This is a genomic window from Syntrophus sp. (in: bacteria) (assembly GCF_040768185.1).
GTDB lineage: Bacteria > Desulfobacterota > Syntrophia > Syntrophales > Syntrophaceae > Syntrophus > Syntrophus buswellii.
On the sequence record NZ_JAXGNC010000005.1, the window covers coordinates 129,355 to 154,693 of the forward strand.

Here is a 25,339-nt window from a genome sequence, read left to right on the forward strand (position 1 = left end):
CCATCTGCGAATCCGTCAACTGCCGATCACAACGCGCCCGGTAATCGCCACGCTGACTGTTTTTGAACCAGCGGAATTGGTCAACGTGACAGTGGCAAGCGCGGCAGCCGTTCCCCGCGGATCAAAGATCGGGTGAGCCGTCGTGCTGAATGTCACATCCGGATAATCCACATGGATGTCCTTGGCCACGTCGTCGCCTTCGTTATCGGCAACGGTTCCGTTGCCGTTGGCGTCATTCCAGATCTCATAGGTATGGCTGCCGGTAAAACCGACCTTCACCTTCTGATTGATCGTAATCGACTTCATTCTCGCAGCCATGAGCTCCGACATGATCTGCCGGGCGGCCCCGTTCAGGCGCCGCTGAGCCATGAAAGTCTTGTAGTTGGGAGCGGCGATGGCCGCCATGATGGCCATGATGGCGATAACGACCATCAGTTCAATCAGCGTAAAACCCCTTGTCCTGTAATGCGTCACGGTCTGCTACTCCTGAAATTCATCGACCTCATGCATTCATGATCGTTGTTTTGTTGAGAGATCATACGTTTGGGAACAGATACCTGTCAACCCTTATATGGCATGGTAATATGTGATTATATTCACTTTTTACTTTCCTGCTTCCCCGTGTCCGTTTTTTGGATGCAAATTGCAGTCCCAGGGAAAGAACATTGACTATTCTTCCAAATCATGGGAGAAGATATTCATTGAAAGCTGGACTTGTTTAATCAGGACAATCCAACCCGTTCACGGAAATAACGAGGTGCAAATCCCCATGGCCCTAGCCGATTTACTCAAGCAGATCCCCCTTTTTGAGTCGATGCTGGATTCGGAACGTGAGCATCTTGCCACCCTTCTGAAACGCCTCTCCCTTCCCAAAGGAGAAGTTCTCTTCCGCAAAGGCGATCACGGCTCTTCCTTTTACATCATCGTCAAAGGATTGATCAAAATTGGAGTTACAAGCCGAGTGGGTGACGAAGTCACCCTGGCGCTTCTGAGAAGCGGAGACTTCTTCGGCGAAATGGCCCTCTTGGACGAGCAACCCCGCTCGGCCGACGCCACGGCCGTCGAAGACACTCTTCTGTATGTCCTTGAGCGCGACGATTTTTTCTCGTTTCTTTTTCAAAATGAAAACGCCGTCCGCTCCATACTCCGCGCCCTTTCGCTGCGTCTGCGCCGGACGGACGATCTTTTTGCGGAGATCTCTTTTCTCACCGTCCCGGCCCGGCTGGCCAAACGCCTCCATGAACTCGCGCAGCCGCTGCAGGCCCAGGAGCATGACGGGAAGGAATTCAGGATCCGGATGTCACAGCGGGAGCTTGCCGCCATGCTGGGCGTCACCAGGGAAAGCATAAACAAGGAGCTGAAAATTCTGCGGGACAAGGGCGTGGTTAGGACAGGCAGAAACGCCATCATCATTCAGGACATCGAGCGCTTGAAGCGCCGGGCCCATTGAATCGTTCCCGCGTCAGATCTGATGGTACAGGAGGAGATTGACGGCATAGTCGCCGACAAAGAGATAGGCCGTGGCGGCAATCGATAGAAAAGGCCCGAAAGGAACGGCGTATTTCATATCGCCGCCCTTTGCCCACATCACGGATATTCCCACAACGGCCCCTGCCAGCGAACTGACCAGGAGGATAAAAAGCAGGGATTTCCATCCCAGGAAGGCTCCCATCATGGCCAGCAGCTTGATGTCCCCGCCGCCCATGCCTTCCCGTTTTGTCGCCAGCTCATACAAAACGGCAATCAGGTAAAGCGAACCCCCGCCGAGAACGAGCCCCAGGAGCGCCTCCATAAAGGGAAGCTCCATGAGAAAAACGGACAGGAGAAAGCAGATCGGGATGCCCGGGAGGCTGATGACATCCGGAATGATCTGGTGATCGATGTCGATGAAGGCAACCAGGATCAACGCGCTGACAAAAAGAAACGCCGCGGCAAATTTCAGGGTGAGGCCGAATTTCCAGAAGAGAAGGAGGGCCATCAGGGCCGTCAGACCCTCCACAATGGGGTAACGCAGAGAAATCCTTTCCCCGCAGGAGCGGCAACGCCCCCTGAGAAGGAGATAGCTGACCAGCGGGATGTTGTCGTAGAAGCGGATGGAATGGCCGCATCGCGGGCAGGAAGAAGCCGGGAAAACAATGGACAGGCCCTGCGGAATCCGCCAGATGCACACATTGAGAAAACTTCCCACCACAGCGCCCAGGACAAACACCACTATTCCCGCCAGGTCCGTCATAGTCATTTCCTTCTCTTCCCTTCCTTTTGCACTCCCCTTACAAACGACGGAATGAAGTCCATCTTCCAATCTTGACTTCGCCGGAAGGGTAACCTATACACCGAACGAGAAGTTCATACCCCCCATCATATGGGGACAGCGCATGCAAAGGGGAAAAGCTTTTTGAACGATGAATCTTTCATGAAACGTGCCCTGCGACTCGCCCGGAAGGGAGAGGGATGGGTCAGCCCCAACCCGATGGTCGGCTCTGTGGTCGTCAGGAACAACCGCATTATCGGTGAGGGGTATCATCGGAAATTCGGCCAGGCTCACGCGGAAATCAACGCCCTGGAAAGCGTCACGGAATCGGCGGAGGGGTCGACCATTTACGTGACTCTCGAGCCCTGCAGTCATTACGGGAAAACGCCTCCCTGCGTGGACCGCCTTATCGCCTGCCGGCCGCAACGGGTCGTCATCGGCACGGCCGACCCCAACCCTCTCGTAGCGGGAAAGGGAATCGAGGCCCTGCAGCGCTCTGGAGTTCCGGTATCCGTGGGGGTCCTGGAAGAGGCCTGCCGGCAGATCAACGAAGCCTTCTTCAAATTCATCCAATCCCGAACCCCTTTCGTCACCCTGAAATACGCCCAGACCCTGGATGGAAGAATCGCCACCGCCACCGGTCATTCCCGCTGGATCAGCTCCCTCCCCTCGCGGCGGTTCGCCCACCGCCTCCGTCATGCCCACGACGCCATCATGGTCGGCATCGGCACGGTTCTTTCCGATGATCCGGAACTGACCGTCCGCCTCGTGCGGGGGAAAAATCCCCTGCGGATCGTCCTGGACAGCCGGCTCCGGATTCCCCTGACATCCCATATTCTCCAGGATCAGGGCACAGCCGGAACCCTGCTGGTTGCAACAGACCGGGCAGACGGGGAAAAGCTCGCCCGGCTTCGGGATCTCGGCATAGACGTGCTGATTCTCCCTGCGGATCCATCGGGAAGGATCGTTCTGCCTTCCCTTTTCCGTGAACTGGGAACCCGCAATATCGCTTCGGTGCTCGTCGAAGGGGGTTCCGGCGTTCTCACCGCCCTGCTGGCGGAGGATCTTGCCGACCGCCTGGTTGCCATCGTAGCCCCCAAGATCGCAGGCAAGGGGATTGAAGCCGTCGGAGACCTCAACATTACCGACATGAAGAGCGCCATCGGATTGATCTTCCGCAGGACCTACCGAAAGGGCGACGATCTCATCATCGATGCCCGCCTGCGGGGACCTGCCTGACTTTGTCCCGGAATCGGGAAGAATCGCCAGGACGCCGCAACGAGCGGATTGACTCATGCCAGGGACTCCAGCAGGAGTTCAGCCGCCCGAATCCCGTCCAGAGCCGAACTGACGATTCCTCCGGCATAGCCGGCACCTTCTCCGCAGGGGAAGATGCCCCGGACCGACACGCTCTGCCCGTCTGTTCCCCGGACAATGCGAACCGGCGACGAGGTCCGGGTTTCCACGCCGATCAGCACGGCCTCACCGGTAAGAAATCCGGGCATCTTCTCATTGAACGCCGCCAGGCCACGCTTCAGAGCCTCCACGGCAAAGCCTGGAAGAGCCCGGTGCAGCGGCGCCGGAACAACCCCGGGAAGAAAGCTGGTCTCCATGCCCTCCCGCGTCGGCCTTCCTTCGAGGAAATCCACGAGGCGCTGCGCCGGGGCGAAATAGCGACCTCCGCCCAGGGCATAAGCCCCCGCCTCCCACCGGCGCCTGAATTGAAGACCGCTGAGGGGATGAAGCGACGTTCCCGCAAAATCCTCCGTCCGGATATTAACCACAACGGCGCTGTTCGCGAAGGGGCCATCCCTCCGGGAACAGCTCATTCCATTGGTGACGACGCCCTTTTCCCTGGCGCTGCAACCGATCACCTGCCCGCCCGGACACATGCAGAAGGTGTAAACCGCGCGGTCCAGATCGGGAATCCGGACGGCCAGGGCGTACTCGGCAGGAGGGAGCTCCGCGCTGCCGACCCAGGGGCCGTACTGTATCTCATCGATCAGCGCCTGGGGATGTTCGATGCGCAGGCCTGCGGCAAAGGGCTTGGGGGCAAGCTGAACCCCCCGGTCATGGAGCATCCGGTAGGAGTCATCGGCACTCTGGCCGATCGCCAGGATGAGCTGTTCCGCTCTCACTTCCTCCCTGCCGTTGATCACGATCCCGTCAACAGCGCCGCGCTGAACGATCACATCCGTCATGTTCGCTGCAAATCGGATTTCACACCCCAGGTCCTGCAGCTCCTGCCGCATTCGGACAACGATTCTGCGCAGCCGGTCCGTACCGATATGGGGCTTCGCATCGATGAGGATATTCCGGGGAGCCCCCATCTCAACCAGGATTTTCTTGACCCAGGCCGTCAGGGGATTTTTGACACGGCTCGTCAGTTTCCCGTCGGAGAAGGTTCCGGCGCCACCTTCTCCGAAATGGACATGGCTTTCCGGGTGGAATTCCCCCTTTTCCCAGAAAGCCTGCACATCACGGATTCTCTCGGCTACGGCTTTCCCCCTCTCAACCAGCAGAACGGGCAAGCCGGAACGGGCCAGGACCAGGGCGGCGAAAAGCCCCGCCGGTCCAGAACCGACCACGACGGGTCTTTTCCGGGTCCGGATCGGCCTCATCTGTGGAGTTCTCAGGAACGCCTGGTCGGCCTCCAGGGAAATCCGTCGATCCCTGCTGTCCGGGATGCCGATCGAGTCGGGAACGGTCACGACCACGGCGTAAACAAAAAAAGGTGGACGGTTTCGGCGCGCATCGAGAGACTTCCGAAGGACATCCACGGACAAAATGGACTCCGGAGAAACACCAAGAATTTCGGCGGCGGCCTCCCGAAGATTTTTTGCGCCGGCCCCCAGCGTCATGGGAATATCGTTGATTCTCAACCGCATTCATCAGTTCCTTATTGAAAATAAGGCTGTTCTGTTATAATGCTACGCCATTGCTCATGGAAAGCAGGCAGATTTCTCATGGAACGACGACGCGGCACGTTGTGGTCCATACTGAAGTTTTCTTGCGGGATTTGTCAACCCCGATTCTTTGAAGCGCCTCGTCCGTTTTTTCAAACTCCGGAAGGGGGAATTCCACAAAGAGAGGATGCGGTAATGCCCTGGTATGCCGTCCATACAAGGAGCCGGCACGAAGACAGAGTTTATGTCGGCCTTGTACAGAAATCCATCCAGACGTTCCTGCCGAAAATCGAGGTATGGAGCAAGAGGAAGGATCGCCGAAAAAGGATACTGGTCCCTCTGTTCCCCGGATACCTGTTCGTTGAACTCCTTTCGCTGGACAACCAGACAAAGCTGGACGTGCTGAAGACGTTCGGGGTCGTCCGCATTTTGGGCAAGCCTACCGGTTCGGAGCCCATTGCCGTACCTGACGAAAAGATTGCAGCCATCCTGCGCATTGTGGAATCCAAGGTCGAGGTTCAAAGCCTTTCCTGCCCCCAGGTGGGAGAGGCGGCCCGGATTGTCGACGGACCGTTCCGGGGCATAGAAGGGACGGTGCTCCGGACGGATCTGGAAAAGGATCTCTTCGTCGTGACCATCGAACTGCTGCAGCGCTCCGTGGCCATCAAACTGGAAGGATACCAGATCGAGAAGATCTGATATGGGGGGACGGGCCTATAGAGGCTAGCGACGATGAGCATTTCACCGGAAAAAGAAAAGGCCATCCTGGAGCGGATGACCCGTCTGGGTATCTCAGAAGAAGATCTGCGGGAAACCTTCGTCCGGTCTTCGGGGCCGGGCGGCCAGAATGTCAACAAGACGTCGACCTGCGTCCACCTCGTTCATCTGCCCACGGGGCTGTTTGTCAAATGCCAGCAGGATCGTTCGCAGAACGTCAACCGCCTGCTGGCCAGACGTTTGCTCCTTGATCGGATTGAACGGCTGAAAACGGGGCAGGTCACGGCCGAGAAGGCCCGGATCGAAAAGATCCGCAGGCAGAAAAGACGCCGTTCCAAGCGCGCACAGGAAAAGACCCTGGAACTGAAGCACAGGCAATCTGAAAAGAAAAAGCTCCGTGGGAAAATCGAAGCGGAAACCCCGTAAATTCTTCGGGAGGAGATGTTCATGCCCAAGACGATGAAAAAAGGGGAGACAGCCGTTCTGACATCGGAAGAAAAGAAGATTCTTCAGGCACTTCAGGGTGACATTCCCGTGACTTCCCGCCCCTTCGCCGCCCTGGGAAAAGAGATGAACCTGTCGGACGATGACGTGGTTCGGATCATCCGACAGTTGCAGGATAGGGGAATCCTGAGGAAATTCGGGGCCATTCTCCGCCATCGCCAGGTGGGATTCACGCAGAACGCCATGGTGGTCTGGGCCGTTCCGGAGCGCCTTATCGAAAGCGCGGGAGAACGTCTGGCCTCCTTACCGGAGGTTTCCCACTGTTACGAGCGAACGCCCCCCTTCGAAGGGAAGTACAATCTTTTCACCATGGTTCATCTCAAAACGGCGGACATCCCTTCTTCGATCCGGAGGATGGCGGAAGCGGCAAACCTGGATGACTATCAGATCCTTACCAGTGACAGGGAATATAAAAAGAGCAGCATGACCTATTTTCCGGCTGAAATTCCGGAAAAAGACGGGGGAGAATGATGAGATCCAGATCGGAGGACTTGTTTGAAACCGCAGAGAAACTATTGCCGGGTGGGGTCAACAGCCCCGTGAGGGCCTTCCGTTCTGTCGGCGGGATTCCCCGCTTCATCGACCGGGCCTCGGGATCCCGGATCTTCGACGTCGACGGGCGGGAATATATTGATTATGTCGGATCCTGGGGACCGATGATTCTCGGGCACGCCCATCCGCAGGTGCAGGAAGCGATCCGGAAGGCCGTTGAACGAGGGACGAGCTACGGGGCACCGACGGTCCAGGAGATCGCTCTGGCCAAAACGATCATCGACGCCTTCCCCTCCATCGAAAAGATCCGCATGGTCAGCTCCGGAACGGAAGCGGCGATGAGCGCCATCCGACTGGCCCGCGGCTACACGGGCAGGGAAAAGATCCTCAAATTCGAGGGATGCTACCATGGGCACGCCGATTCGCTCCTGGTCAAAGCCGGCTCCGGCATTGCCACCCTGGGAATCCCCGGCAGCCCCGGTGTGCCGGCCTGCCTTGCCGAATTGACGATCACCCTTCCCTACAACTCGACCGAGGCCTTCCGGGCGGCGCTGGATCGCCATGGAAAAGAGCTGGCCTGCGTCATTGTCGAACCGGTAGCCGGCAACATGGGCGTCGTCGAACCCGCCCCGGGATTCCTGGAAACGCTGCGGGAGCTGACCCGCCAGCATGGAATCGTCCTCATCTTTGACGAGGTGATTACCGGATTTCGACTTGCTTTCGGCGGCTTCCAGAATCTCTGCGGCATCGAACCCGACCTGACCTGCCTGGGAAAGATCATCGGCGGAGGACTTCCAGTGGGCGCCTTCGGCGGCAGCCAGGCGATTATGGATTGTCTGGCTCCTGCCGGTCCCGTATACCAGGCAGGAACCCTCTCCGGGAACCCCCTGGCCATGGCGGCGGGCCTGGCCACCCTTGAAATCCTGGGCAGCCGACGGGATGACTATGCCGCATTGAACCATCGTACGGAAGAACTGTGCAACGCAATTCAGCGCCTCTTCGGGGCGGCGGATATCCCTCTGCGCATCAACCGCGCCGGCTCCCTCTTCACCCTGTTTTTCTCCGACCACGATGTCGTGAACTACGAAACGGCCAGTTCAAGCAATGCCGACCGTTACGCCGTATTCTTCAGGGGCATGCTGGAACGGGGCATCTACCTCGCACCCTCCGCTTTTGAAGCGGCTTTTGTCTCTTTCGCCCATTCCGATGAAGATCTGGAGAAAACCCTCCAGGCATGCGCTGAAACGATAGAAACCATGAAAGGCGGACTATGAAGAAAGCATTCATCACCGGCATCACGGGGCAGGACGGCTCCTATCTGGCCGAGCTGCTCCTTGAAAAAGGCTATGAAATACACGGCCTGATCCGCCGTTCCAGCACCTTCAACACGGATCGGATCGATCATCTCTACAAGGACTTCCACGACCCCCAGGCCAGGCTGTATCTGCACTACGGCGATCTGTCCGTTTCCGGCCAGCTGACCGATCTGCTCTACGAAATCAACCCCGACGAGATCTATCACCTCGGCGCTCAAAGCCATGTCCGCGTCAGTTTCGACATGCCGGAATATACGGGAGACGTCACCGGGATGGGAACGCTCCGGCTTCTGGAGGCGATTCGCAGAACGGGCATCAAAGCGCGTTTTTATCAGGCCTCCTCCAGCGAGATGTTCGGTTCGGCGCCCCCTCCGCAGAGCGAAGGCACCTCCTTTCAGCCCCAGAGCCCTTACGCCGCCGCCAAGGTCTATGCCTATTACATCGTCCGGAATTACCGGCAGGCCTACAACCTGTTCGCCTGCAACGGCATCCTTTTCAACCACGAATCCCCCAGGAGAGGAGAAACCTTCGTCACCCGCAAAATCACACGGGGAGCGACGCAGATCAAGCTGGGACTGCGCGACAAGCTTTATCTTGGCAACCTGGAGGCCAGGAGGGACTGGGGATTTGCCGGCGACTACGTAAAGGCCATGTGGTTGATGCTTCAGCAGGACAATCCGGATGATTTCGTCATTGCCACGGGAGAAACCCACTCCGTTCGAGAGTTCGCCGAGAAGGTTTTTTCGGAACTCGATCTGGACTATCAGCAGCATGTGGAAATCGATCCCCGCTATTTCCGCCCTACGGAAGTGGACGTTCTCCTGGGCGATGCCTCGAAAGCCAGGCGGGTCCTCAATTGGGAGCCAACAATCGGATTCGATGAACTGATCCGCATGATGACGGCCGCCGACCTGGAGCTCGCTCGAAGAGAAAAAACGCTCCTGGACGCCGGCTATGCCTGTAATCTGAATCCGCACCTTGGTTGAAGGAAGACCTGTGGAACGGAACTTTACACAAAAGCGCATCGTCGTTACCGGCGGCAGGGGATTCCTGGGAAGACACCTCCTGTTCCGCCTCGCAGAGCTGGGATGCCGTCACCTGGCCGTCGCCGATCTTCCCGAATACCACCTGGCCCGTCGCCCGGACATCCTCAGGATGTACCGGGATACCCAGCCGGATATCGTCATTCACCTGGCGGCAAGGGTCGGGGGAATCGGGTTCAACCAGGCCGCTCCGGCGACCCTGTTCTACGAAAATCTCATGATGGGCACGCAGCTGCTCCATGAAGGCTGGCGTCAGGGCGTTGAAAAATTTGTCGCCATCGGCACGATCTGCGCGTATCCCAAATTCGCCCCCGTTCCCTTTAGAGAGGAAGACCTGTGGAACGGGTATCCGGAAGAGACCAACGCACCTTACGGACTGGCGAAAAAAATGATGCTCGTCCAGGCGCAGGCCTATAGGCAGCAGTACGGCTTCAACGCCGTTTTTCTGCTTCCGGTCAACCTCTACGGGCCGGGGGACAATTTTGACCCCCGATCCTCCCACGTGATTCCGGCACTGATCAAAAAGTGCGTCGAGGCACGTCTTCGGGAGGAGGAGGAAATCGTCGTCTGGGGCACGGGCGAAGCCACGCGGGAATTCCTTTACGTCGAGGATGCGGCGGAAGCCATCGTCCTGGCCGCGGAAAAGTACGACAAAGGCGACCCGGTCAACATCGGAGCCGGTTTTGAAATATCCATCCGGGATCTCGTTGAGCTCGTATCCGAGTTGACGGGTTTTTCCGGCCGAATCGCCTGGGACACATCCCGTCCGGATGGCCAGCCTCGAAGGATGCTGGACACCCGCCGGGCCTTCGACGAATTCGGATTCCGGGCAAAAACCGATTTCCGTGAAGGTTTGAGGAAAACCATTGACTGGTATGTTAAACAGAGGAACCGGGAGATGAGCCTTAACGAGATTCCATAGAAAACATCTGCAGCAAATAATTTTTGTTTTTAACGGGTCAATCGTCTGCTTTCTGATTGACTTAATAAACGGATTCGTGATAGAAGGCCCACCGTGAATGGATAAAGAATCAAGAGAAACCCTCATGCGCATGGCTTACGCAAGCAGCGTGGGCATCGGAATGGTTCTTGCCATTTTCGGCTGCTTGTACCTGGGCAGATACCTGGACGAGCAATTCGGAACGGGATTGCGTTTTACGATTATCTTCCTGCTCCTGGGCATTGCGGCCGGCTTTCGAAATCTTTATTACATCATCAAAAAATATTCCGCCGATGAAAAATCGTCGGCCGATACGGACGATACAAAAAAGTGAATCGGATAGAAAAAGCCCCTCTTCAACGAAGACTTGAAATCACGAACTGGGTGGTTCTGGGCTTTATTCTCCTCGGCAGCACCTTCCTTAAGTCCCTCTCCTTTTCGCTTGGGATCCTGCTGGGCGGCTTGATCAGCATCGTCAATTTCTACTGGCTCCACCAGAATCTCCGCGACACGTTCGAGCACCTGATGGATGGCTCCAAATCATCCATCCTGCTCAAATACGGCGTCCGGCTTGCCGTCACCGCCGTTCTTCTCTATTTCATCATTGCCTATCGCGTAGCGGACGTTCTGGGCCTGCTCCTGGGTCTTTCCATCGTCATCATCAACATCGTTTTCACCGTCATCGTGACGTTTCATAAAAAAAATTTTGAGGAGGTTCGTTAAACAATGCATGCTCTGTCGTTTTTTCAAAACCCCTTTTTCCCGGATCACGTAACCTACACGTGGTTTGTCATGGCCTTGCTGATCCTGGGCGGCTTGCTGGTCAGGGGCGGGATGGAACTGTATCCGGGTAAATTGCAGAATTTCATGGAAGTCGTCATTGGCGGGCTTGATTCATTAGTTACGGACACCATGGGGCATGAAGGAAAGAACTTTTTCCCCCTCATCGCCACCATCGCACTTTTTATTCTCGTATCCAACCTCCTTGGCCTTGTTCCCGGCTTCGGCAGCCCCACGGCGAATCTGAACACCAATGCGGCCATGGCCATCGTGGTTTTTATCCTGACTCACATCATGGGGGTCAAGGTTCACGGCGGCAAATACATCAAACAGTTCATGGGGCCCGTATGGTGGCTGACTCCCCTCATACTCCCCATTGAGATCGTCAGCCATATCGTCCGTCCCGTGTCTCTCTCAATCCGACTTTTCGGCAATATGGAGGGTGGTCACATCGTCATCGCCGTGTTGCTCATCCTGGCTCCCTTTCTTGTTCCCGTACCGATTCTCATTCTGAAACTCCTCATCTGCTTCATCCAGACCCTGGTCTTTACGCTCCTGGCCATGATGTACATCGGCGGCGCCATGGGGGAAGCTCATTAATTTCAAGGCTCTTTAAAATTTCAAAAGCCACGTCCTTCACGTGAAGGGCGTGGCTTTTTTTGTTCATGCCGACTTGATTCCGAAATTACGCCGGCCTCTGGATGGCCTCCCAGACAGAATCCCTCCCCAGGCCGGTCTTCGCAGAAAAAAGAATCGGCGCAGCGTCAAGGTTCAGAAGCTCCTTAACGGCCCGCTGCCTTTTTTTGCTTTCCCCCCGGGAGAGCTTGTCCATTTTTGTCAGGACAAAGAGCGTCCTTCGACCGTAAAAATCCAGCCATGACTTCAGTGCAAGATCCTCAGCGGACGGATCTCTGCGGATGTCGAGGATCAAAACAACAAGCTTCAGACAATCCCGCTCCCGCAGATAGGTTTCAACCATCGGGCCCCATTCTCTTTTGACCGCTTCGGGCACCCTGGCAAAACCGTATCCGGGAAGATCGACAAAAAGCAGCTCATCGTTGATGTTGAAAAAATTGATCAACTGCGTCCGCCCCGGCGTGTTGCTGGTCCGGGCCAGCCGTTTTCTCTGGACAAGGGCATTGATCAGCGAGGATTTGCCGACGTTCGACCGGCCGGCAAACGCCACTTCGGGAAGATTTTCCCGGGGGTAGCCCGAAGGGGATGTCGCACTCTTTACAAACTCCACAGTCACAATTTTCATGGGCCGGCTTTTTCCTCGACGGCAAGCCTCTCCTCTTCAAGGCTTCTGTCAAAGCCGTCACGCTCAAAGGAAATGCCGTATTTTTCCAGCTTGCGCTCCAGCGTGGGACGCGATATTCCCAGAATGTCGCAAAGCTCCCCCTTGTTTTTCCCTCTCTCACGCTGCAGGATTTTCCGGATATGCTGCTCTTCCACATCATCCAGGGTCAGCAGTTCGCACGACGTTCCGCCCTCTTCGAGCCGGACGGCCTGCTCCGATCCGTACAGGTCCGGCTTTTCGAAAAGATCCGGGAAGTCGCTTTTCTCCAGGATCCTGCCTTTGGCCATGACGCCGGCGCGTACGAGCAGGTTCTCCAGCTCCCGGACGTTTCCGGGCCAGTCATGGCCTTGAAACGCCTCCATCACGTCGTCGGACACCCCCAGGATCCTTCGGCCGATGTCCCGGTTAACCTTGGCCAGGAGATATTGAACGAGCCGCGGAAGATCTTCCGGCCGTTCCCTCAGGGGGGGCATTTTAATGGAGACGATATTCAGCCGGTAAAAAAGATCGGGGCGGAAGTTTCCCTCCCGGACCAGTGTTCGCAGATTTTTGTTCGTCGCCGCTATGACCCGGGCGTGGACATGCACTTTATCCTTACCTCCCACCCGCTCAAACTCCATTTCCTGGAGCACCCGGAGCAGCTTGGCCTGGAGATTGACGGACATTTCACTGATTTCATCGAGGAAGAGCGTCCCGTAACGAGCCAGCTCGAACTTTCCCAGCTGCCGGTTGAAGGCGCTTGTGAACGAGCCTTTTTCGTGGCCGAACAGTTCCGATTCCAGAAGCGTCTCCACAATGGCGGAACAGTTTACGGCAATGAAGGGCTCATTGGGTGAGGTATGGCTGTGAATGACTTTGGCAACAAGCTCTTTTCCCGTGCCGCTCTCGCCTTCAATCAGGACGGTCGTCCGGCTCTGGGAGATGACTCCGACCATCTTGAAGATTTCCCTCATGTCCTTCCCGGTGCCGATGATGTCCCCCTTCCTGAATTCCAGGGTGGATTCCCTGGAGAACCGATCCGTCCTCCTGTCCAGATCCAGGGTACTCATCGCTTTTCTCACCGACGCAGACAGCTCGCTCATATCCTCCGATTTATGGATGTAATCGAAGGCGCCGATTTTCATGACCCGAACGATGCTTCCCATCTCCGGACAGGACATCATCGCAATCACTTTGATCCGTTCATTTTCCTCCAGCAGCTCCTCCAGAATCGTCAGTCCGTCTACATCGGAGAGGGCCAGATCCATAATGACCAGATCCGGTGACTTCTGAACGCAGAGATTCAACCCGTCCGTTCCCGTGGAGGCCGTATACGTCTCATACCCCTCCTTAGCCAGGAAGTGCCTGATCTTTTCCAGGGCTGAATGATCCCCGTCAATCACAAGAATGCTGGACATCTCTCTTACGTCTCGAAATAAAATTCAAGCGAACGCCATTTCATCATCATGACCCAGAGCGGCCTTTCGCTTATTTCAAGCCGCCGGCGGGCGGCTGCTGCAGTTTTTCCAGCTCCCGAACCAGGACTTCCAGGGGCGGCCGCTGATTGATATCCTTGACATGGATGTATCGGATGATGCCCTGCTTATCGATGATAAACACGGCCCGTTCAGCGATCCCTTCGGAACGCAGGATCCCGAACCTGGATGAGACTTCGCCATGGGGATAGAAATCGGAAAGAACGGGAAACCACAACTGACCCATCTGGTTCGTCCAGGAGTAGAGCGTCGGGATATTGTCCACCGAAATTCCCAGCAGGATCGCATCATTGCTGTCGAAAATGTCCTTGACGATATTATAGCCAGGCCACTGATCGGAACAGACGGGAGTCCATGCGGCGGGGATAAAGGAAAGCATCACGTTCTTTTTTCCCCGGTAATCGCTGAGCGAAACGAGTTCCCCGGAAAGGGACCTGAGGGTGAAATCCGGAGCCGGGTCGCCCACTTTCACCTTGAGCACGCTGTCGACGGGTTTCATGCTTCCCCTATCATAGACATTGTCCTTGAAGGCGTCCGACAGGCAGTAGGCTGCCGGGCCGGACAGGAGAAACAGGGCGGCGGCCATAAAGAACGCTGCAACACTCCTGAAATATTTTGCCATGATCCACCTCTTATTAAATACCGGTCAGTTTGATGACCAGGTTCAAAAACGAGTCGGCATTGCCGAAAGCCCCCAGTTTTGAATAGACAATCCGATAGGAACCGTTGGGATAGTTCCGGAGCACAATAAAATAGGGGGTTCTAACCTCTCCGAATTTTTTGTGCAGGACAAAGTCTCCATCGTCAAAGAGGGGAAAAGGAATCTGGTATTTTTTCCTGAACGTGTCCACCTCATAGGCATTGTTACCTGCACCGATCCCTATGATCTTGATTTTACCCCGCAGGGAAACCGTCTTTTCAATTTTTTCATAAAGCGCGTTCACCGTGGGCGCCTCCGCTTGGCAATGGGGGCAGTACATGCTGAAAATTTCCAGAATAACGACGTCTGCCTTGATCTGCGTAACCTTGAACGTTCCCTTCCCCATGAAAGGCAGGCCGCGGGAAAGGCCAAGATAATTTCTAGCCGCTGTATCCTGGGGCACGGCCAGTTCAAAATCGGGCAATGTCCCACCAGCCTGGGGGGGAGCACCCGCACAGGCATTTCCCACCATAACGGCCAGAACAGCGGCCATCACCAATGCACAGATTGCCGAGAAACGGTTCATAACCTTACCTCCTCCACAAAACAGAATAAAAGCCGCGTTACCACCCTGACACACAACCATCAGCTTCCAATATAGGTTAAGGGTTTTAATGTGTCAATGACAATGGTTGTACCATTCAGGCCGCTGCCGAAGCAAAATCTTCTTTACAAAACACCGCCCTGTTATGATATCAGAGAATGATTTTTCCAGAAGAGAAGTTCTCCACAAAATGAACGGATTCAAGAAAGGAAGTTGGTAAGATCATGAAGGCAAGGATTTTTCTGGCCCTTTGTTTCGTCTTTTTAATGTGTGCGGCAGGCTGTCAAAAACCCCGCGTTCTGGAACCCTTCCCGACGGAACCCCCGAAGCAGGAATTGCCGCAACCCCGGATCCAGGAAGAGGAGTTGCCCCTGCAGAAATACTCCAAGCAGTTGCCGCCGGGCCAGCTCGCCTTGCGGAAAATAACCGACCCAGCCGAGATCCCCGACTTTACCGAAGCCTGCGAGGACCTGTCCAACCTGGAAACGGCCATCCACAACAGCCTGAACTATCTCAAGAAACCTTCAAGCAAACTGTTCTTTCCCTACGGGGAGATAACTCATCAGCACATGGAAGAGAGCCTGAACGCCTTTGCAGAGCTCATTCATTCCGGCCACAGGGGATCCGATCTCAATGCCCTCATCCGGGAACAGTTCGATATCTATGTCTCCGTCGGCTGCGACGACAAGGGCACCGTGCTCTTCACCGGCTACTTCACCCCGGTCTTTGACGGATCCAGGGAATCCAGCGGACGTTTCAAGTACCCCCTTTACAGCCAGCCGGAAGATCTGGAGAAAAACCCGGAGGGCGTCACGCTGGGCAGACGCACCGTTGACGGAATCGTCCCCTATCCGCCGCGTGCCGAACTCGAAGATTCCGGTATGCTGCAGGGCAGGGAAATCATGTGGCTTGACGACCCGTTTCAGGTCTTTATCGTCCATGTGCAGGGATCGGCGATGATCCGTCAGCCCGACGGCTCGCTCGTCGGGATCGGCTATGCCGCAAATAACGGTCACCCCTACCAGAGCATCGGCCAGAAGATGGTTGAAGACGGAAAGATACCGGAAGACCGGATGAGCCTCTCGGCCATGATCGAATACTTCAAGGCCCACCCCAATGAAATTTCAGAATACACCCGGCAAAACCCACGATTCGTCTTCTTTCAGGTAGCAGACGGACCGCCCCGGGGGTCCCTCAATGAACCGGTCGTTCCGTACCGGACCATCGCCACGGACAAGTCTATCTTCCCACGAGCGGGGCTGACATTCATTTCCACTACCCTGCCCCGGACGTCGGGTAACGATGTCCTCCAGAAACCATACTCCGGTTTTGCCCTGGATCAGGACACCGGCGGCGCCATCCGCGCACCGGGGAGGTGCGATGTCTACATGGGACAAGGCGATACGGCGGGAAGGCTGGCTGGAAAGACATACCGGGAAGGCCGTCTGTATTACCTGTTCGTGAAACCGGAACTCAGAAATTAACCGTGCTTATGATGGAAGACGGTCAGCCTGGAGCGGTCAGGCACTGATGCCCAATCAGGCATTGCCGCTCATGGATTTCCATATCCTTTTGTTGTCTGCGGGAATTTATTCCCTCACCCTTTTATAACCCCAGGACTTTCTACCGCCATGACTGGTTTTATCTTTAAACGTTTTTGAATGTCATGTTTACTGTAAAACATTCTTTATTGGTTCCCCTAATAACATTGTTTCTTTTTTTTGAAGCCGCTTCACTGCTCCAGGCTTCCCAGAATGACTTCAATGGGGATCATATTCCCGACATTCTCTGGAGAAACGCCGTTACAGGCCAGGTGAATCTCTGGTTGATGAAAGCCGATGGCGACCATGCCGGAGACAAGCCCCTCAGAGAAAATCCGGATTGGACCATCGCGGGAACCCATGATTTCAACAGGGACGGAATCGCGGACATCCTCTGGAGAAGCACGGATACCGGCCAGGTCGTCCTCTGTTTTATGAAGAACGATGGGACAAGACTCGGTTACAAACGACTCAGAACCGATCCGAACTGGACAGTAGCAGGGTCCGATGACTTCAATGGGGACCAGATTCCCGACATTCTCTGGAGAAACGCCGTTACAGGCCAGGTGAATCTCTGGTCGATGAAAGCCGATGGCGACCATGCCGGAGACAAGCCCCTCAGAAAAATCCGGATTGGACCATCGCGGGAACCCGATTTCAACAGGGACGGAATTGGGACATCCTCTGAGAAGCACGGATACCGGCCAGGTCGTCCTCTGGTTTATGAAGAACGATGGGACAAGACTCGGTTACAAACGACTCAGAACCGATCCGAACTGACAGTAGCAGGGTCCGATGACTTCAATGGGGACCAGATTCCCGACATTCTCTGGAGAAACGCCGTTACAGGCCAGGTGAATCTCTGGTCGATGAAAGCCGATGGCGACCATGCCGGAGACAAGCCCCTCAGAAAAAATCCGGATTGGACCATCGCGGGAACCCATGATTTCAACAGGGACGGAATTGCGGACATCCTCTGGAGAAGCACGGATACCGGCCAGGTCGTCCTCTGGTTTATGAAGAACGATGGGACAAGACTCGGTTACAAACGACTCAGAACCGATCTGGACTTGGCAATCATCAGTCAATATTCGGTTTACGGCCTCAAGCTTCCCCACGAAATGAAATCCGTCAAGTTGGTGGAAGACGGCATTTTCACCATGTCCCCCTCAGGTTCTTATCCGGCATATCGATATAAGGGAACTTTCGACAGAACCTATTTTGGTTATTATTCTTCCAATCATTGCATTTCTTTGGCGTATTGGAACCATTCCCAAAATCAGCCGGGCAATCCCGTGATCCTATGGGAGGATTGGGGTTGGAATTCCGGTGGGACGTTGCTCGGCGATGACCATGCGAATCCATCTGTCATTGTCTTGGAGAAGCAAGTTGGGGGACACATTGAGCATAATGGTAAACTATTGGTCGCTGCGGCAGAACATGGATCCGACAAGACAGGAAAGGGGAGACTGGAAGTAAGGAGATCGAAGCTCCCGGAATCGATAGACTCCTGGGAAAATACGATTTCTCTTCGGTCAACCAAGGCCACTTATCCACGTTTAATGGAACTGGCGGATGGACGAATCTGGCTGCTCTGCCGACTGCAGAGGTTTGTGGCAAATGCCACCAACACCTTCTACTTTTGGGAAAGCATTGATGCCGGCACGACTTGGAGCGAGCCGAAATTGCTTGTTGACATCAATCCTGGCACGCATGAATCCATTTATGTCACCGTGAATAAAAATGCTGCTGGTTCGAAACTGCATTTTACGTTTAACAGCTACATCTATGATAATCCGTCTCCCGGATTAAGGCGCTATAAGAACATCTACTACATCTGTTATGATGTTCCTCTTGACCAATGGGAAAAAAGCGACGGACAAATCGTTTCGCAACCCTTGACATTGGACAAGTTAGATGTCGTTTATCAGAGCGATGATACGCCCGGGCTGGAAGACTGGACCTATTTGTCAGATATTAAAGTGGATGCCCGCGGGAATCCTGTTCTTGTAAGCATCAATTCGCAGGATCGAGGCTCGCGGGACAGGTTTGACCCGAATATCAAGGATTTCGTTTTGTATCATTTTCGCCAGGACGGTGAATGGCGGACAGAAACCGTTTGTGAAACGGCCCGTTTTTTTTATCCGAATATGGCTACCCTTCATGGAAAGTATTTGAATATGGTATTTGCCAGTCCCCCGGATGAAAACGGATACGGGAAAGACTTGGTTGGATTTGTAAGGAAGGGAGACACGTGGGAACAATATATGATTATAAAATCCCCGGAAACTGTCGATGGGCACAGTGCCCGCCCCTTCTATGCCTTGAATTCCCAAGATGAGTCCCTCATCTTTTGGAATTTCATAACTTATTATGAAGGCTCTCCATATGTGAACTGGACTTCCAGCATTTTCGGCTGTTTAATAAAATGATCGCCGGTTGGAAGATTCCATGTTTTCACATGGACCCAAATGGCGGCAGACATAAAAAACGGGGTTACAGAACATACCATAACCCCGTAACGCTTCATGGTAGGCGGTACTGGGATTGAACCAGTGACTTCTACCGTGTGAATCTCATTGAAATCATTAATAAAACAAACGATTACAGAATAACATTAAGAAATAAAAAGGATTTTCTCGGCGGCCATCTTATGCTGGTTTACCCTCTTTGAGTTTATTTTTCAAAGTTTTGGTAGCAATTTGGTAGCAAGATTCTTGACCTGAAACGCAGTAAAATAGGGGCTAGGGAAGGCTTACTGAAAGCTGGGAATCTCTGCCCCTTTTTCTATGAAATTAATTTCACCCAGTAACCAGCAAAGCTATTTGCTGAAAATTCAAATCTTGTTGACAGTAGACTCCATCTACCAACTTCTCAACAGTAGCTGTAGACTTGATAAGTTGATTACCATTCAAAAAAGAGTAACGACAAAATCAGCGACGGCCGTAAGACGTAAGCGGGATTGCGTTGTTGGGCAATGCTTTTCGTGTTTTCTTTCGTTGCCGTCCCAGATAAACCAGATCGTATCAAACCTTGTTTTGGACCGGCCAAATCTCATCTGTGAACCCTACGATAACGACTTGTGAGTGGTTAAATCAGTCATCGGGCGGTTTCGGAAACCAGTATAACTTTCCATCAGAGCATTTTTGTGTAACAAAATGATATAGCCGTTCTTGTCGCCACGGAATTAAACCGAGGCGAAATGAAGCGATTATACCTATGTCGGCAGTTTCTACAGGGTCCGCTTGCCTAAAAAGATCAAAATCGACGCTTATCGTATCCGAATGATTTGGGCCAAGTGATTTTCCCGATTCATGTTGAGGTGCAACGAATCTCGGGCTTTTCTTCGTGAGACCAGGCGGACCACCATACGATCCAAATGTGACTTGTCCTTTTATTTTCTCGATGGCGCACGCGTACGTGACATCATGCATAGTCAAATACCCGTTATTGGTCACCAGAAACTGCATTGATAGAGGCCTGGACGCGTCTATTGCCATCAAAGGCGTGACAGATATGTTGGGATGGAGGTAGCTGAGAATTCCAAACAACGTTGCTGCTCCAGCGGCAAATGCGATGACATAGCGCCAGATTGACAGTAAACTTTCAACAAACTTTGAGAATTTCTGTTCAGAGCGCTTGGGATTCTTCTTCATTGTCTCAATGCCCAACAATTAATATCAGGACTTCGGTTTTTTCGGTTTTTCCGATTTTTCGTTATCACCATACCACATTATTTTTGGGGTAGTTATTAAACAATCATGTGTTTCACTATGCCAGAAACTTTCTTCTGAATCCTGCCAATCCCATTAGACCCAGACCGAAAAGGAGCATGGTTGCGGGTTCGGGAACGGACTGTGATTCAGTTATTAAAAGCTGTTTTCCACCTGTAATATCTATAATTTCCCAGTTCAGTCCAGAACCTAGACCATTCATCGCTAAATTAAGGGTTCCCCATCCGATGAGGCTATCTGCGAACAAGAAATTCCAATAATCACCTGCCTTGGCGTGAAAGCCGTTAATAAAGTCAAATTCAACATTACCTCCATTAAATGTTGCACTACCATTGATTTTCAGGACATCGTACTCACCATTTCCCAGTCCACTAATCTCAAAATATATGTCTCCGCCGCTAACAAGGGTGCCTATGATGGTGAACGTACCAAGGGAATCGCCGGGGTTTAAAGATGCTCCATTCGCAATGACTACGTTTCCTTCTGTGTTTCCAGTACCGCTTAGACTACCAGCGTTGATATACATGTGAAACGGCGCTAACATGGTACCGTTGTTTGTCGTCCGCGCATTGCTACAAGTCTGTATGTAATTACCCCAGATTTCCAAATTAGAGTTATTGTTCAGAGTGCCGGAATTGTATATGCCCTCGTTCTCAATATAATGCCAACCCACGTATATGTAACCGTTGTTGTTCAGAGTGCCGGAGTTTAATAATAGGCTCCCGAGAGCCATTCTACCGTTGTTGTTCAGAGTGCCGGAGTTGTTTGTAGTATTGTCTCGGACGCTCACGATGCCGCCATAGAGATTGTTCAGTGTACCGTAGTTGTTGAGCTGACCGCCTTCATCATAATGAATCGTACCGGAGTTATTCAGCACGCCTTTGTTGTTCAGTATGCCGAGGTTCAGCTGACCGTCATAGAGATTGTTCAACGTCCCGTGGTTGTTCAACTCGTTATCAGTTCCATTGTAAATCGTACCGGAGTTATTCAGCATGCCTTTGTTGTTCAGTATGCCACCGTTACTCACGATGCCGCCATAGAGATTGTTCAGTGTACCGTAATTCGTAATCGGGAACCTAAACCGGAGCTCCAACAAACCGCCATAGAGATTGTTCAGTGTACCGTAATTCGTAATCGTGGCGAAGCTGCTGAACCATTCCTCATCCGTGCCGCCGTTGTTCAGCGTACCGGAGTTGTTAAGCGTGCCGAGGCTGAGTATATTTATGGTACCCAGGTTTATAAATCTTTCTTTGTTTACTGCATCCGATGTACTGATGGAGATGATGCCATTTTCGGGATTCGGGTTCGGTGAGATTTGGTATTCGGCCTGAGTAATAGAAGGTAGGGTCAAGACCTGAGCAAATCCGGGCCTTGTTGGTAGCAACGCCGGATCAAAAATACAAAACCTTATTCTTGACGGCGATTATGACAGGCGCGCGTCAAGGTGAAACCCTGGGGTTGAAATGGGCCGATGTGGACTTTGATAGGAAACAGATTCATATCAATAGAACTTTCAATTCCGGGCGTTTCTTCCCACCAAAGACGAAAGAGAGCGTCCGAGCCATTGACTGCCCCCCTACCCTTCTACATGAATTTAGGTTATGGAAAATAGCGAGTCCACCTAATAGCAATGACCTTGTTTTTGCAAATGAGGCCGGGGGACCGATGAACTACAGTAATATGGTCCAGAGGTATTTTCACAAAGCCTTGAGGGATGCCAAAATCAAAAGGATTCGCTGGCATGACTTGAGGCACACCTATGCAAGGCTTCTCTTGTGTCAGGGGGAAAACATCAAGTACATTCAGAGTCAGTTGGGACATTCAAGCCCGACCGTTACCTTGAACGTCTATTCACATCTGATGAAGAACGAGAATCAGGAAGCGGCTTGCAGATTAGAAGACACCATTTTTTCGCATGGTAGCAAAATGGTAGCAGACATAAAAAAAGAGGTTACGCCATGATTCGTAACCTCTTGATTTCATTGGTAGGCGGTACTGGGATTGAACCAGTGACTTCTACCGTGTGAAGGTAGCACTCTCCCGCTGAGTTAACCGCCCATCGTTTTACGGGTGCAAGCTATATCCTAAAGAATTCTCTTTTTCAAGGGGAAAAATAGTTCGTCTCCATTTCAGGATTCACCTTCGCAGAGTCTCCGGTAACATTCGACCCGCCTGTCCCGATAAAGATGGTTAAACGGATTGAGATGTTTGTCCCTGGCCAGGGAAATGTCAAGTTCGGCAACCCCGACCTCATTTCCAACCGGGCCGGCGGAATAGAGGACATCGGCACGGGGACCGGTAATCTGGCTTCTGCCCGTGAACTGAAGCGTCTTGCCGTTCCGATCGTCCTGTCCGGTCCGATTGGCCGTCACGGCATAGACGTGATTTTCCAGGCAGCGGATCTTCATGCCGTCCTGGCAGAAGGGCAGGACCAGATTGGCGCAATGGCAGATCAGATCCGCCCCCTTCAGGGAAAGGATCCTCATGGTTTCCGGGAAAAACCAGTCGAAGCAGATCATGACCCCCATGCGGCAGCACCCAAGATCATAAATTTCCGGCTCCTCATCCCCCGGCTGAAACCAGAGTTTTTCCTCACTGAAGAGGTGAATTTTCCGATAGGTTCCCATGTACCCCTCAGGCGATACCACGACGGCTGAGTTAAAAAAGCGGCCATGGTCCCGCTCCGCCACCCCGCCGACAATGCAGCACTGGTTCCGGGAAGCCAGCCGGCAAAGAAATTCCGTCGTTTTTCCATCAGGGATTTCCTCGGAGATTTTTCCAACCTCATCGAGAGAGGTAAAGAGATAGCCCGTATTAAAGAGTTCGGGAAGCACGATCACTTCCGCGTTCAACTCGTTGATCAGGCCCTCCGCTTTTTTCAGATTCTGCTCAACGTTACCGAATACTGGTTCAAACTGCACAAATCCCGCCCTCATAACATTCTCCCCTTCCCGCCGGCTCATGCTTCTTTTCAAGCACGACATGGCAACCGAATCTCCGCCCATATCGTGCATGGCCCCAGCCCCTGTCCCGGGTTCCCTTTCTCAACGGAGCGTCCGTTGTATCTGCAGCCTTATCGTTTCCCCGCTATGGGATGGGGACGCCCAGTCCGCATTTTATCGCTTCAGCCGCTTTGATATCATCTTTGCCCCCGGATTGGAACCCTGGAGAATGCCATCCGTGCGCACTTTCGAACCCGATCCCCTTCCCATATCTCCGCAGAATCACATGAACTGACCGGTGGAAGATATCATCAAATTATTGAAAATATTCATTGACAAAATTGACTCTAATGGGGTAAGAGCCCAGAGAATTTGATAGCGGTTAGGCGGGCAAGGGTTACTAGGGTTTCCATTATCAGATGGGCTGACCCTTAAGCGGTTGAATGACATTTAAACACATTGTTAGGAGGAAATTATGGAAGTTACGGTACCCATGGAAGGAAAGATTGTGGCAATCAAAGTTAACGTTGGCGATAAGGTCAGTGAAGATGACGAAGTCGCGGTCATGGAAGCCATGAAGATGGAAATGCCTGTCGTATGCCCGGCAGACGGCGTTGTTAAAGAAATAAAGGTCAAGGTCGGTGACAAAGTTGCAGCTGAGCAGGCATTGATGATCATCGAATAGACCAGATCTTCCAGATACTACACACCGAATAAGCAAGAACACCCCTATACCGATCTTTGCAGAGCGGCTTGACGCTTCAGGATGCAGGGAAATCAATACAGAAACACCGTGTCGGCCTTTGAATTCCGGCACGGTGTTGATAGTCACAGAATGCTTAAAAATTATAAGCCGATTATCCAGACACATCAGAAAATGCCAGACATGCCGGATACGCGATATCCTTATTTTTTCGGGGGGATACGGCTGGGACTGATTTGAGCGGTTTGCTGTGGCACTAATACTTAATGAAAAGAGGAGGCTTTACCATGGATTTTGCGTTATCAGAAGAACTCGAAATGTTGCGGACTATGGCACGCGATTTTGCAACCGAAAAGATTGCGCCATTTGCAGACAAATGGGATGAAGAGCATTACTTCCCCTATGAGGAAGTCGTCAAACCGATGGGCGAACTGGGCTTCTTCGGCACCGTTATTCCGGAAGAGTACGGCGGAAACAACATGGGCTGGCTGGCCGCCATTATCCTCACCGAGGAAGTCGCCCGCGCCTCCAGTGCGCTGCGTGTCCAGATCAACATGGAAGGACTCGGCTGCGCCTACACCATCTGGAAGTATGGAACGGAAGAAGCCAAGAAGAAATATGTGGAAAAACTGGCAACGGGCCAGTACCTCGGCGGCTTCGGAATCACCGAATTCAACGCCGGTTCCGACGTCATGTCCATGAAATCCACCGCTGAGGACAAAGGGGATCATTATGTGCTGAACGGCTCAAAGACCTGGATCTCCAACGCCAGCTGCGCCGATGTCATTGTGTACTATGCTTACACGGACAAGGCTGCAAAGGGCAAGGGACTGTCCGCTTTCGCAGTGGAGTTGAAGAACAACCCCGGCATCCGCACGACGGATCTGGACAAGATGGGCAGCAAATCCTCACCCACGGGCGAGATCTATCTCGACAACGTCATCGTTCCGAAGGAAAACCTCCTTGGCAAACCCGGCGACGGCGCCAAGATCGTCTTCGGGTCCCTCAACGGAACCCGCCTGTCCGCAGCCGCGGGTGGAATCGGTCTTGCCCAGGCCTGCCTTGATGCCGCCATCAAATACGCCAACGAGCGTGAGCAGTTCGGCAAACCGATCGGTCAGTTCCAGGCGAACCAGTTCCTGATCGGCGAGATGGCCTGTGATCTGGAAGCCGCCAGACTGGTGGTCTACAAGGCCGCCTGGCAGAAGGATCAGGGAAATCTGGGTAACACCTTTGAAGTCGCCCAGGCCAAATATCTTGCCGGCGAAGTGGCCTACAAGTGCGCCATCGGCGCGATGAGAATCTTCGGCGCTTATGGTTATTCCACGGAATATCCCGTGAACCGTTTCTACCGCGATGCCCCCACCTACGCCATGGTGGAAGGTTCGACCAACGTCTGTAAGATGATCGTCGGCGGCACACTGCTTGGTGCGAGATAACCAACCGAAACG

At 53.4% G+C, this 25,339-nt stretch carries 26 protein-coding genes, 1 tRNA gene and 1 pseudogene; 17 read left to right on the plus strand and 11 right to left on the minus strand.

Translation table 11 applies throughout. The features are described 5' to 3' along the window. Positions 1-15: 15 nt before the first annotated feature. Entirely contained in the window at positions 16-474 is a 459-nt protein-coding gene (locus AB3175_RS07190; RefSeq protein ID WP_367360268.1) for a GspH/FimT family pseudopilin, read from the minus strand. 295 nt (positions 475-769) lie between these two features. Here AB3175_RS07190 and AB3175_RS07195 point away from each other — a divergent pair, with 295 nt between their 5' ends. Further along, positions 770-1,450, plus strand: coding sequence for a Crp/Fnr family transcriptional regulator (locus tag AB3175_RS07195; protein ID WP_367360269.1), 681 nt, complete (start codon positions 770-772; stop codon positions 1,448-1,450). A 12-nt stretch (positions 1,451-1,462) separates the two neighbouring features. Here AB3175_RS07195 and AB3175_RS07200 read toward each other — a convergent pair whose 3' ends face one another. Further along, on the minus strand, positions 1,463-2,239 hold the full coding sequence (locus AB3175_RS07200) for an A24 family peptidase (RefSeq protein ID WP_367360270.1): 777 nt from the start codon (positions 2,237-2,239) through the stop codon (positions 1,463-1,465). A gap of 123 nt (positions 2,240-2,362) precedes the next feature. Here AB3175_RS07200 and ribD point away from each other — a divergent pair, with 123 nt between their 5' ends. Then, positions 2,363-3,490 carry a bifunctional diaminohydroxyphosphoribosylaminopyrimidine deaminase/5-amino-6-(5-phosphoribosylamino)uracil reductase RibD gene (gene ribD, locus AB3175_RS07205; RefSeq protein WP_367360271.1) on the plus strand — a complete coding sequence of 376 codons (1,128 nt, stop codon included), beginning with the start codon at positions 2,363-2,365 and terminating at the stop codon, positions 3,488-3,490. A gap of 53 nt (positions 3,491-3,543) precedes the next feature. On the opposite strand, the gene AB3175_RS07210 is transcribed toward ribD, so the two are convergent. Next, entirely contained in the window at positions 3,544-5,139 is a 1,596-nt protein-coding gene (locus AB3175_RS07210) for an NAD(P)/FAD-dependent oxidoreductase (protein ID WP_367360272.1), read from the minus strand. Between the two features lie 213 nt (positions 5,140-5,352). Here AB3175_RS07210 and AB3175_RS07215 point away from each other — a divergent pair, with 213 nt between their 5' ends. The 9 genes from AB3175_RS07215 (at position 5,353) to atpB (ending at position 11,549) form a co-directional block, all read left to right on the plus strand. Then, positions 5,353-5,856, plus strand: a complete 504-nt coding sequence (locus AB3175_RS07215; RefSeq protein WP_367360273.1) for a transcription termination/antitermination protein NusG — start codon at positions 5,353-5,355, stop codon at positions 5,854-5,856. Positions 5,857-5,889: 33 nt separating this feature from the next. Further along, complete coding sequence (locus AB3175_RS07220; RefSeq protein ID WP_367360274.1) at positions 5,890-6,300, plus strand: peptide chain release factor-like protein; 411 nt, start codon at positions 5,890-5,892, stop codon at positions 6,298-6,300. Positions 6,301-6,321: 21 nt separating this feature from the next. Then, complete coding sequence (locus AB3175_RS07225) at positions 6,322-6,849, plus strand: Lrp/AsnC family transcriptional regulator (protein WP_367360275.1); 528 nt, start codon at positions 6,322-6,324, stop codon at positions 6,847-6,849. Next, on the plus strand, positions 6,846-8,144 hold the full coding sequence (gene hemL / locus AB3175_RS07230) for a glutamate-1-semialdehyde 2,1-aminomutase (protein WP_367360276.1): 1,299 nt from the start codon (positions 6,846-6,848) through the stop codon (positions 8,142-8,144). The genes AB3175_RS07225 and hemL overlap by 4 nt, the downstream gene beginning before the upstream one ends. Further along, positions 8,141-9,172 carry a GDP-mannose 4,6-dehydratase gene (gmd, locus tag AB3175_RS07235; protein ID WP_367360277.1) on the plus strand — a complete coding sequence of 344 codons (1,032 nt, stop codon included), beginning with the start codon at positions 8,141-8,143 and terminating at the stop codon, positions 9,170-9,172. Before hemL ends, gmd begins: the two co-directional genes overlap by 4 nt. A gap of 10 nt (positions 9,173-9,182) precedes the next feature. Continuing rightward, positions 9,183-10,151: a GDP-L-fucose synthase family protein gene (locus AB3175_RS07240; RefSeq protein ID WP_367360278.1), complete on the plus strand. Its 969-nt coding sequence runs from the start codon at positions 9,183-9,185 to the stop codon at positions 10,149-10,151. Positions 10,152-10,248: 97 nt separating this feature from the next. Next, positions 10,249-10,503: an AtpZ/AtpI family protein gene (locus AB3175_RS07245; RefSeq protein WP_367360279.1), complete on the plus strand. Its 255-nt coding sequence runs from the start codon at positions 10,249-10,251 to the stop codon at positions 10,501-10,503. After that, positions 10,500-10,892, plus strand: coding sequence for an ATP synthase subunit I (locus AB3175_RS07250; RefSeq protein ID WP_367360280.1), 393 nt, complete (start codon positions 10,500-10,502; stop codon positions 10,890-10,892). Before AB3175_RS07245 ends, AB3175_RS07250 begins: the two co-directional genes overlap by 4 nt. Positions 10,893-10,895: 3 nt before the next feature. Beyond that, on the plus strand, positions 10,896-11,549 hold the full coding sequence (gene atpB / locus AB3175_RS07255; RefSeq protein WP_367360281.1) for a F0F1 ATP synthase subunit A: 654 nt from the start codon (positions 10,896-10,898) through the stop codon (positions 11,547-11,549). Positions 11,550-11,634: 85 nt separating this feature from the next. Here atpB and yihA read toward each other — a convergent pair whose 3' ends face one another. The 4 genes from yihA to AB3175_RS07275 form a co-directional block, all read right to left on the minus strand. Continuing rightward, a complete protein-coding gene (yihA, locus tag AB3175_RS07260; protein ID WP_367360282.1) occupies positions 11,635-12,210 on the minus strand; it encodes a ribosome biogenesis GTP-binding protein YihA/YsxC in 576 nt (191 codons plus the stop codon). Further along, positions 12,207-13,646 carry a sigma-54-dependent transcriptional regulator gene (locus AB3175_RS07265; RefSeq protein ID WP_367360283.1) on the minus strand — a complete coding sequence of 480 codons (1,440 nt, stop codon included), beginning with the start codon at positions 13,644-13,646 and terminating at the stop codon, positions 12,207-12,209. The genes yihA and AB3175_RS07265 overlap by 4 nt, the downstream gene beginning before the upstream one ends. 70 nt (positions 13,647-13,716) lie before the next feature. Further along, the gene (locus AB3175_RS07270; protein WP_367360284.1) at positions 13,717-14,346 is read right to left on the minus strand and encodes a peroxiredoxin; all 630 of its coding nucleotides are present in this window, start codon (positions 14,344-14,346) and stop codon (positions 13,717-13,719) included. Between the two features lie 13 nt (positions 14,347-14,359). After that, positions 14,360-14,950 (minus strand): peroxiredoxin family protein, encoded by a 591-nt coding sequence (locus AB3175_RS07275; RefSeq protein ID WP_367360285.1) that lies wholly within the window; start codon positions 14,948-14,950, stop codon positions 14,360-14,362. Positions 14,951-15,192: 242 nt separating this feature from the next. Here AB3175_RS07275 and AB3175_RS07280 point away from each other — a divergent pair, with 242 nt between their 5' ends. The 3 genes and pseudogenes from AB3175_RS07280 (at position 15,193) to AB3175_RS07290 (ending at position 18,941) form a co-directional block, all read left to right on the plus strand. Beyond that, complete coding sequence (locus AB3175_RS07280; RefSeq protein WP_367360286.1) at positions 15,193-16,452, plus strand: murein transglycosylase A; 1,260 nt, start codon at positions 15,193-15,195, stop codon at positions 16,450-16,452. Positions 16,453-16,634: 182 nt separating this feature from the next. Further along, positions 16,635-16,994, plus strand: a pseudogene (locus tag AB3175_RS07285) (VCBS repeat-containing protein); the annotation flags it as partial. 96 nt (positions 16,995-17,090) lie between these two features. After that, on the plus strand, positions 17,091-18,941 hold the full coding sequence (locus AB3175_RS07290; protein ID WP_367360317.1) for a BNR-4 repeat-containing protein: 1,851 nt from the start codon (positions 17,091-17,093) through the stop codon (positions 18,939-18,941). A 663-nt stretch (positions 18,942-19,604) separates the two neighbouring features. Here the strand turns inward: AB3175_RS07290 and AB3175_RS07295 are convergent. Then, positions 19,605-20,165 (minus strand): hypothetical protein, encoded by a 561-nt coding sequence (locus AB3175_RS07295; protein WP_367360287.1) that lies wholly within the window; start codon positions 20,163-20,165, stop codon positions 19,605-19,607. A gap of 115 nt (positions 20,166-20,280) precedes the next feature. Then, the gene (locus AB3175_RS07300; RefSeq protein ID WP_367360288.1) at positions 20,281-21,594 is read right to left on the minus strand and encodes a PEP-CTERM sorting domain-containing protein; all 1,314 of its coding nucleotides are present in this window, start codon (positions 21,592-21,594) and stop codon (positions 20,281-20,283) included. An 11-nt stretch (positions 21,595-21,605) separates the two neighbouring features. On the opposite strand from AB3175_RS07300, the gene AB3175_RS07305 reads away from it, so the two are divergent. Continuing rightward, positions 21,606-22,205 carry a site-specific integrase gene (locus tag AB3175_RS07305; protein WP_367360318.1) on the plus strand — a complete coding sequence of 200 codons (600 nt, stop codon included), beginning with the start codon at positions 21,606-21,608 and terminating at the stop codon, positions 22,203-22,205. Positions 22,206-22,226: 21 nt separating this feature from the next. Here AB3175_RS07305 and AB3175_RS07310 read toward each other — a convergent pair. After that, positions 22,227-22,301 (minus strand) — tRNA-Val (locus AB3175_RS07310). Between the two features lie 71 nt (positions 22,302-22,372). Continuing rightward, positions 22,373-23,164 carry a nitrilase-related carbon-nitrogen hydrolase gene (locus AB3175_RS07315; protein WP_367360289.1) on the minus strand — a complete coding sequence of 264 codons (792 nt, stop codon included), beginning with the start codon at positions 23,162-23,164 and terminating at the stop codon, positions 22,373-22,375. Between the two features lie 496 nt (positions 23,165-23,660). On the opposite strand from AB3175_RS07315, the gene AB3175_RS07320 reads away from it, so the two are divergent. Continuing rightward, positions 23,661-23,870, plus strand: coding sequence for a biotin/lipoyl-containing protein (locus AB3175_RS07320; RefSeq protein ID WP_367360290.1), 210 nt, complete (start codon positions 23,661-23,663; stop codon positions 23,868-23,870). A 305-nt stretch (positions 23,871-24,175) separates the two neighbouring features. Continuing rightward, the gene (acd, locus tag AB3175_RS07325) at positions 24,176-25,327 is read left to right on the plus strand and encodes a glutaryl-CoA dehydrogenase Acd (protein WP_367360291.1); all 1,152 of its coding nucleotides are present in this window, start codon (positions 24,176-24,178) and stop codon (positions 25,325-25,327) included. Positions 25,328-25,339: the final 12 nt, after the last annotated feature.

Coding starts and splice junctions, on each gene's coding strand:
- AB3175_RS07225 (WP_367360275.1), top strand. CDS start 6,322: ATGCCCAAGACGATGAAAAAAGGGGAGACAGCCGTTCTGACATCGGAA.
- AB3175_RS07210 (WP_367360272.1), bottom strand. CDS start 5,139: ATGCGGTTGAGAATCAACGATATTCCCATGACGCTGGGGGCCGGCGCA.
- AB3175_RS07320 (WP_367360290.1), top strand. CDS start 23,661: ATGGAAGTTACGGTACCCATGGAAGGAAAGATTGTGGCAATCAAAGTT.
- AB3175_RS07290 (WP_367360317.1), top strand. CDS start 17,091: ATGAAAGCCGATGGCGACCATGCCGGAGACAAGCCCCTCAGAAAAATC.
- AB3175_RS07275 (WP_367360285.1), bottom strand. CDS start 14,950: ATGAACCGTTTCTCGGCAATCTGTGCATTGGTGATGGCCGCTGTTCTG.
- AB3175_RS07270 (WP_367360284.1), bottom strand. CDS start 14,346: ATGGCAAAATATTTCAGGAGTGTTGCAGCGTTCTTTATGGCCGCCGCC.
- AB3175_RS07295 (WP_367360287.1), bottom strand. CDS start 20,165: ATGAAGAAGAATCCCAAGCGCTCTGAACAGAAATTCTCAAAGTTTGTT.
- ribD (WP_367360271.1), top strand. CDS start 2,363: ATGGGGACAGCGCATGCAAAGGGGAAAAGCTTTTTGAACGATGAATCT.
- AB3175_RS07245 (WP_367360279.1), top strand. CDS start 10,249: ATGGATAAAGAATCAAGAGAAACCCTCATGCGCATGGCTTACGCAAGC.
- AB3175_RS07220 (WP_367360274.1), top strand. CDS start 5,890: ATGAGCATTTCACCGGAAAAAGAAAAGGCCATCCTGGAGCGGATGACC.
- AB3175_RS07265 (WP_367360283.1), bottom strand. CDS start 13,646: ATGTCCAGCATTCTTGTGATTGACGGGGATCATTCAGCCCTGGAAAAG.
- atpB (WP_367360281.1), top strand. CDS start 10,896: ATGCATGCTCTGTCGTTTTTTCAAAACCCCTTTTTCCCGGATCACGTA.
- AB3175_RS07215 (WP_367360273.1), top strand. CDS start 5,353: ATGCCCTGGTATGCCGTCCATACAAGGAGCCGGCACGAAGACAGAGTT.
- gmd (WP_367360277.1), top strand. CDS start 8,141: ATGAAGAAAGCATTCATCACCGGCATCACGGGGCAGGACGGCTCCTAT.
- AB3175_RS07195 (WP_367360269.1), top strand. CDS start 770: ATGGCCCTAGCCGATTTACTCAAGCAGATCCCCCTTTTTGAGTCGATG.
- AB3175_RS07280 (WP_367360286.1), top strand. CDS start 15,193: ATGAAGGCAAGGATTTTTCTGGCCCTTTGTTTCGTCTTTTTAATGTGT.
- hemL (WP_367360276.1), top strand. CDS start 6,846: ATGATGAGATCCAGATCGGAGGACTTGTTTGAAACCGCAGAGAAACTA.
- AB3175_RS07200 (WP_367360270.1), bottom strand. CDS start 2,239: ATGACTATGACGGACCTGGCGGGAATAGTGGTGTTTGTCCTGGGCGCT.
- yihA (WP_367360282.1), bottom strand. CDS start 12,210: ATGAAAATTGTGACTGTGGAGTTTGTAAAGAGTGCGACATCCCCTTCG.
- acd (WP_367360291.1), top strand. CDS start 24,176: ATGGATTTTGCGTTATCAGAAGAACTCGAAATGTTGCGGACTATGGCA.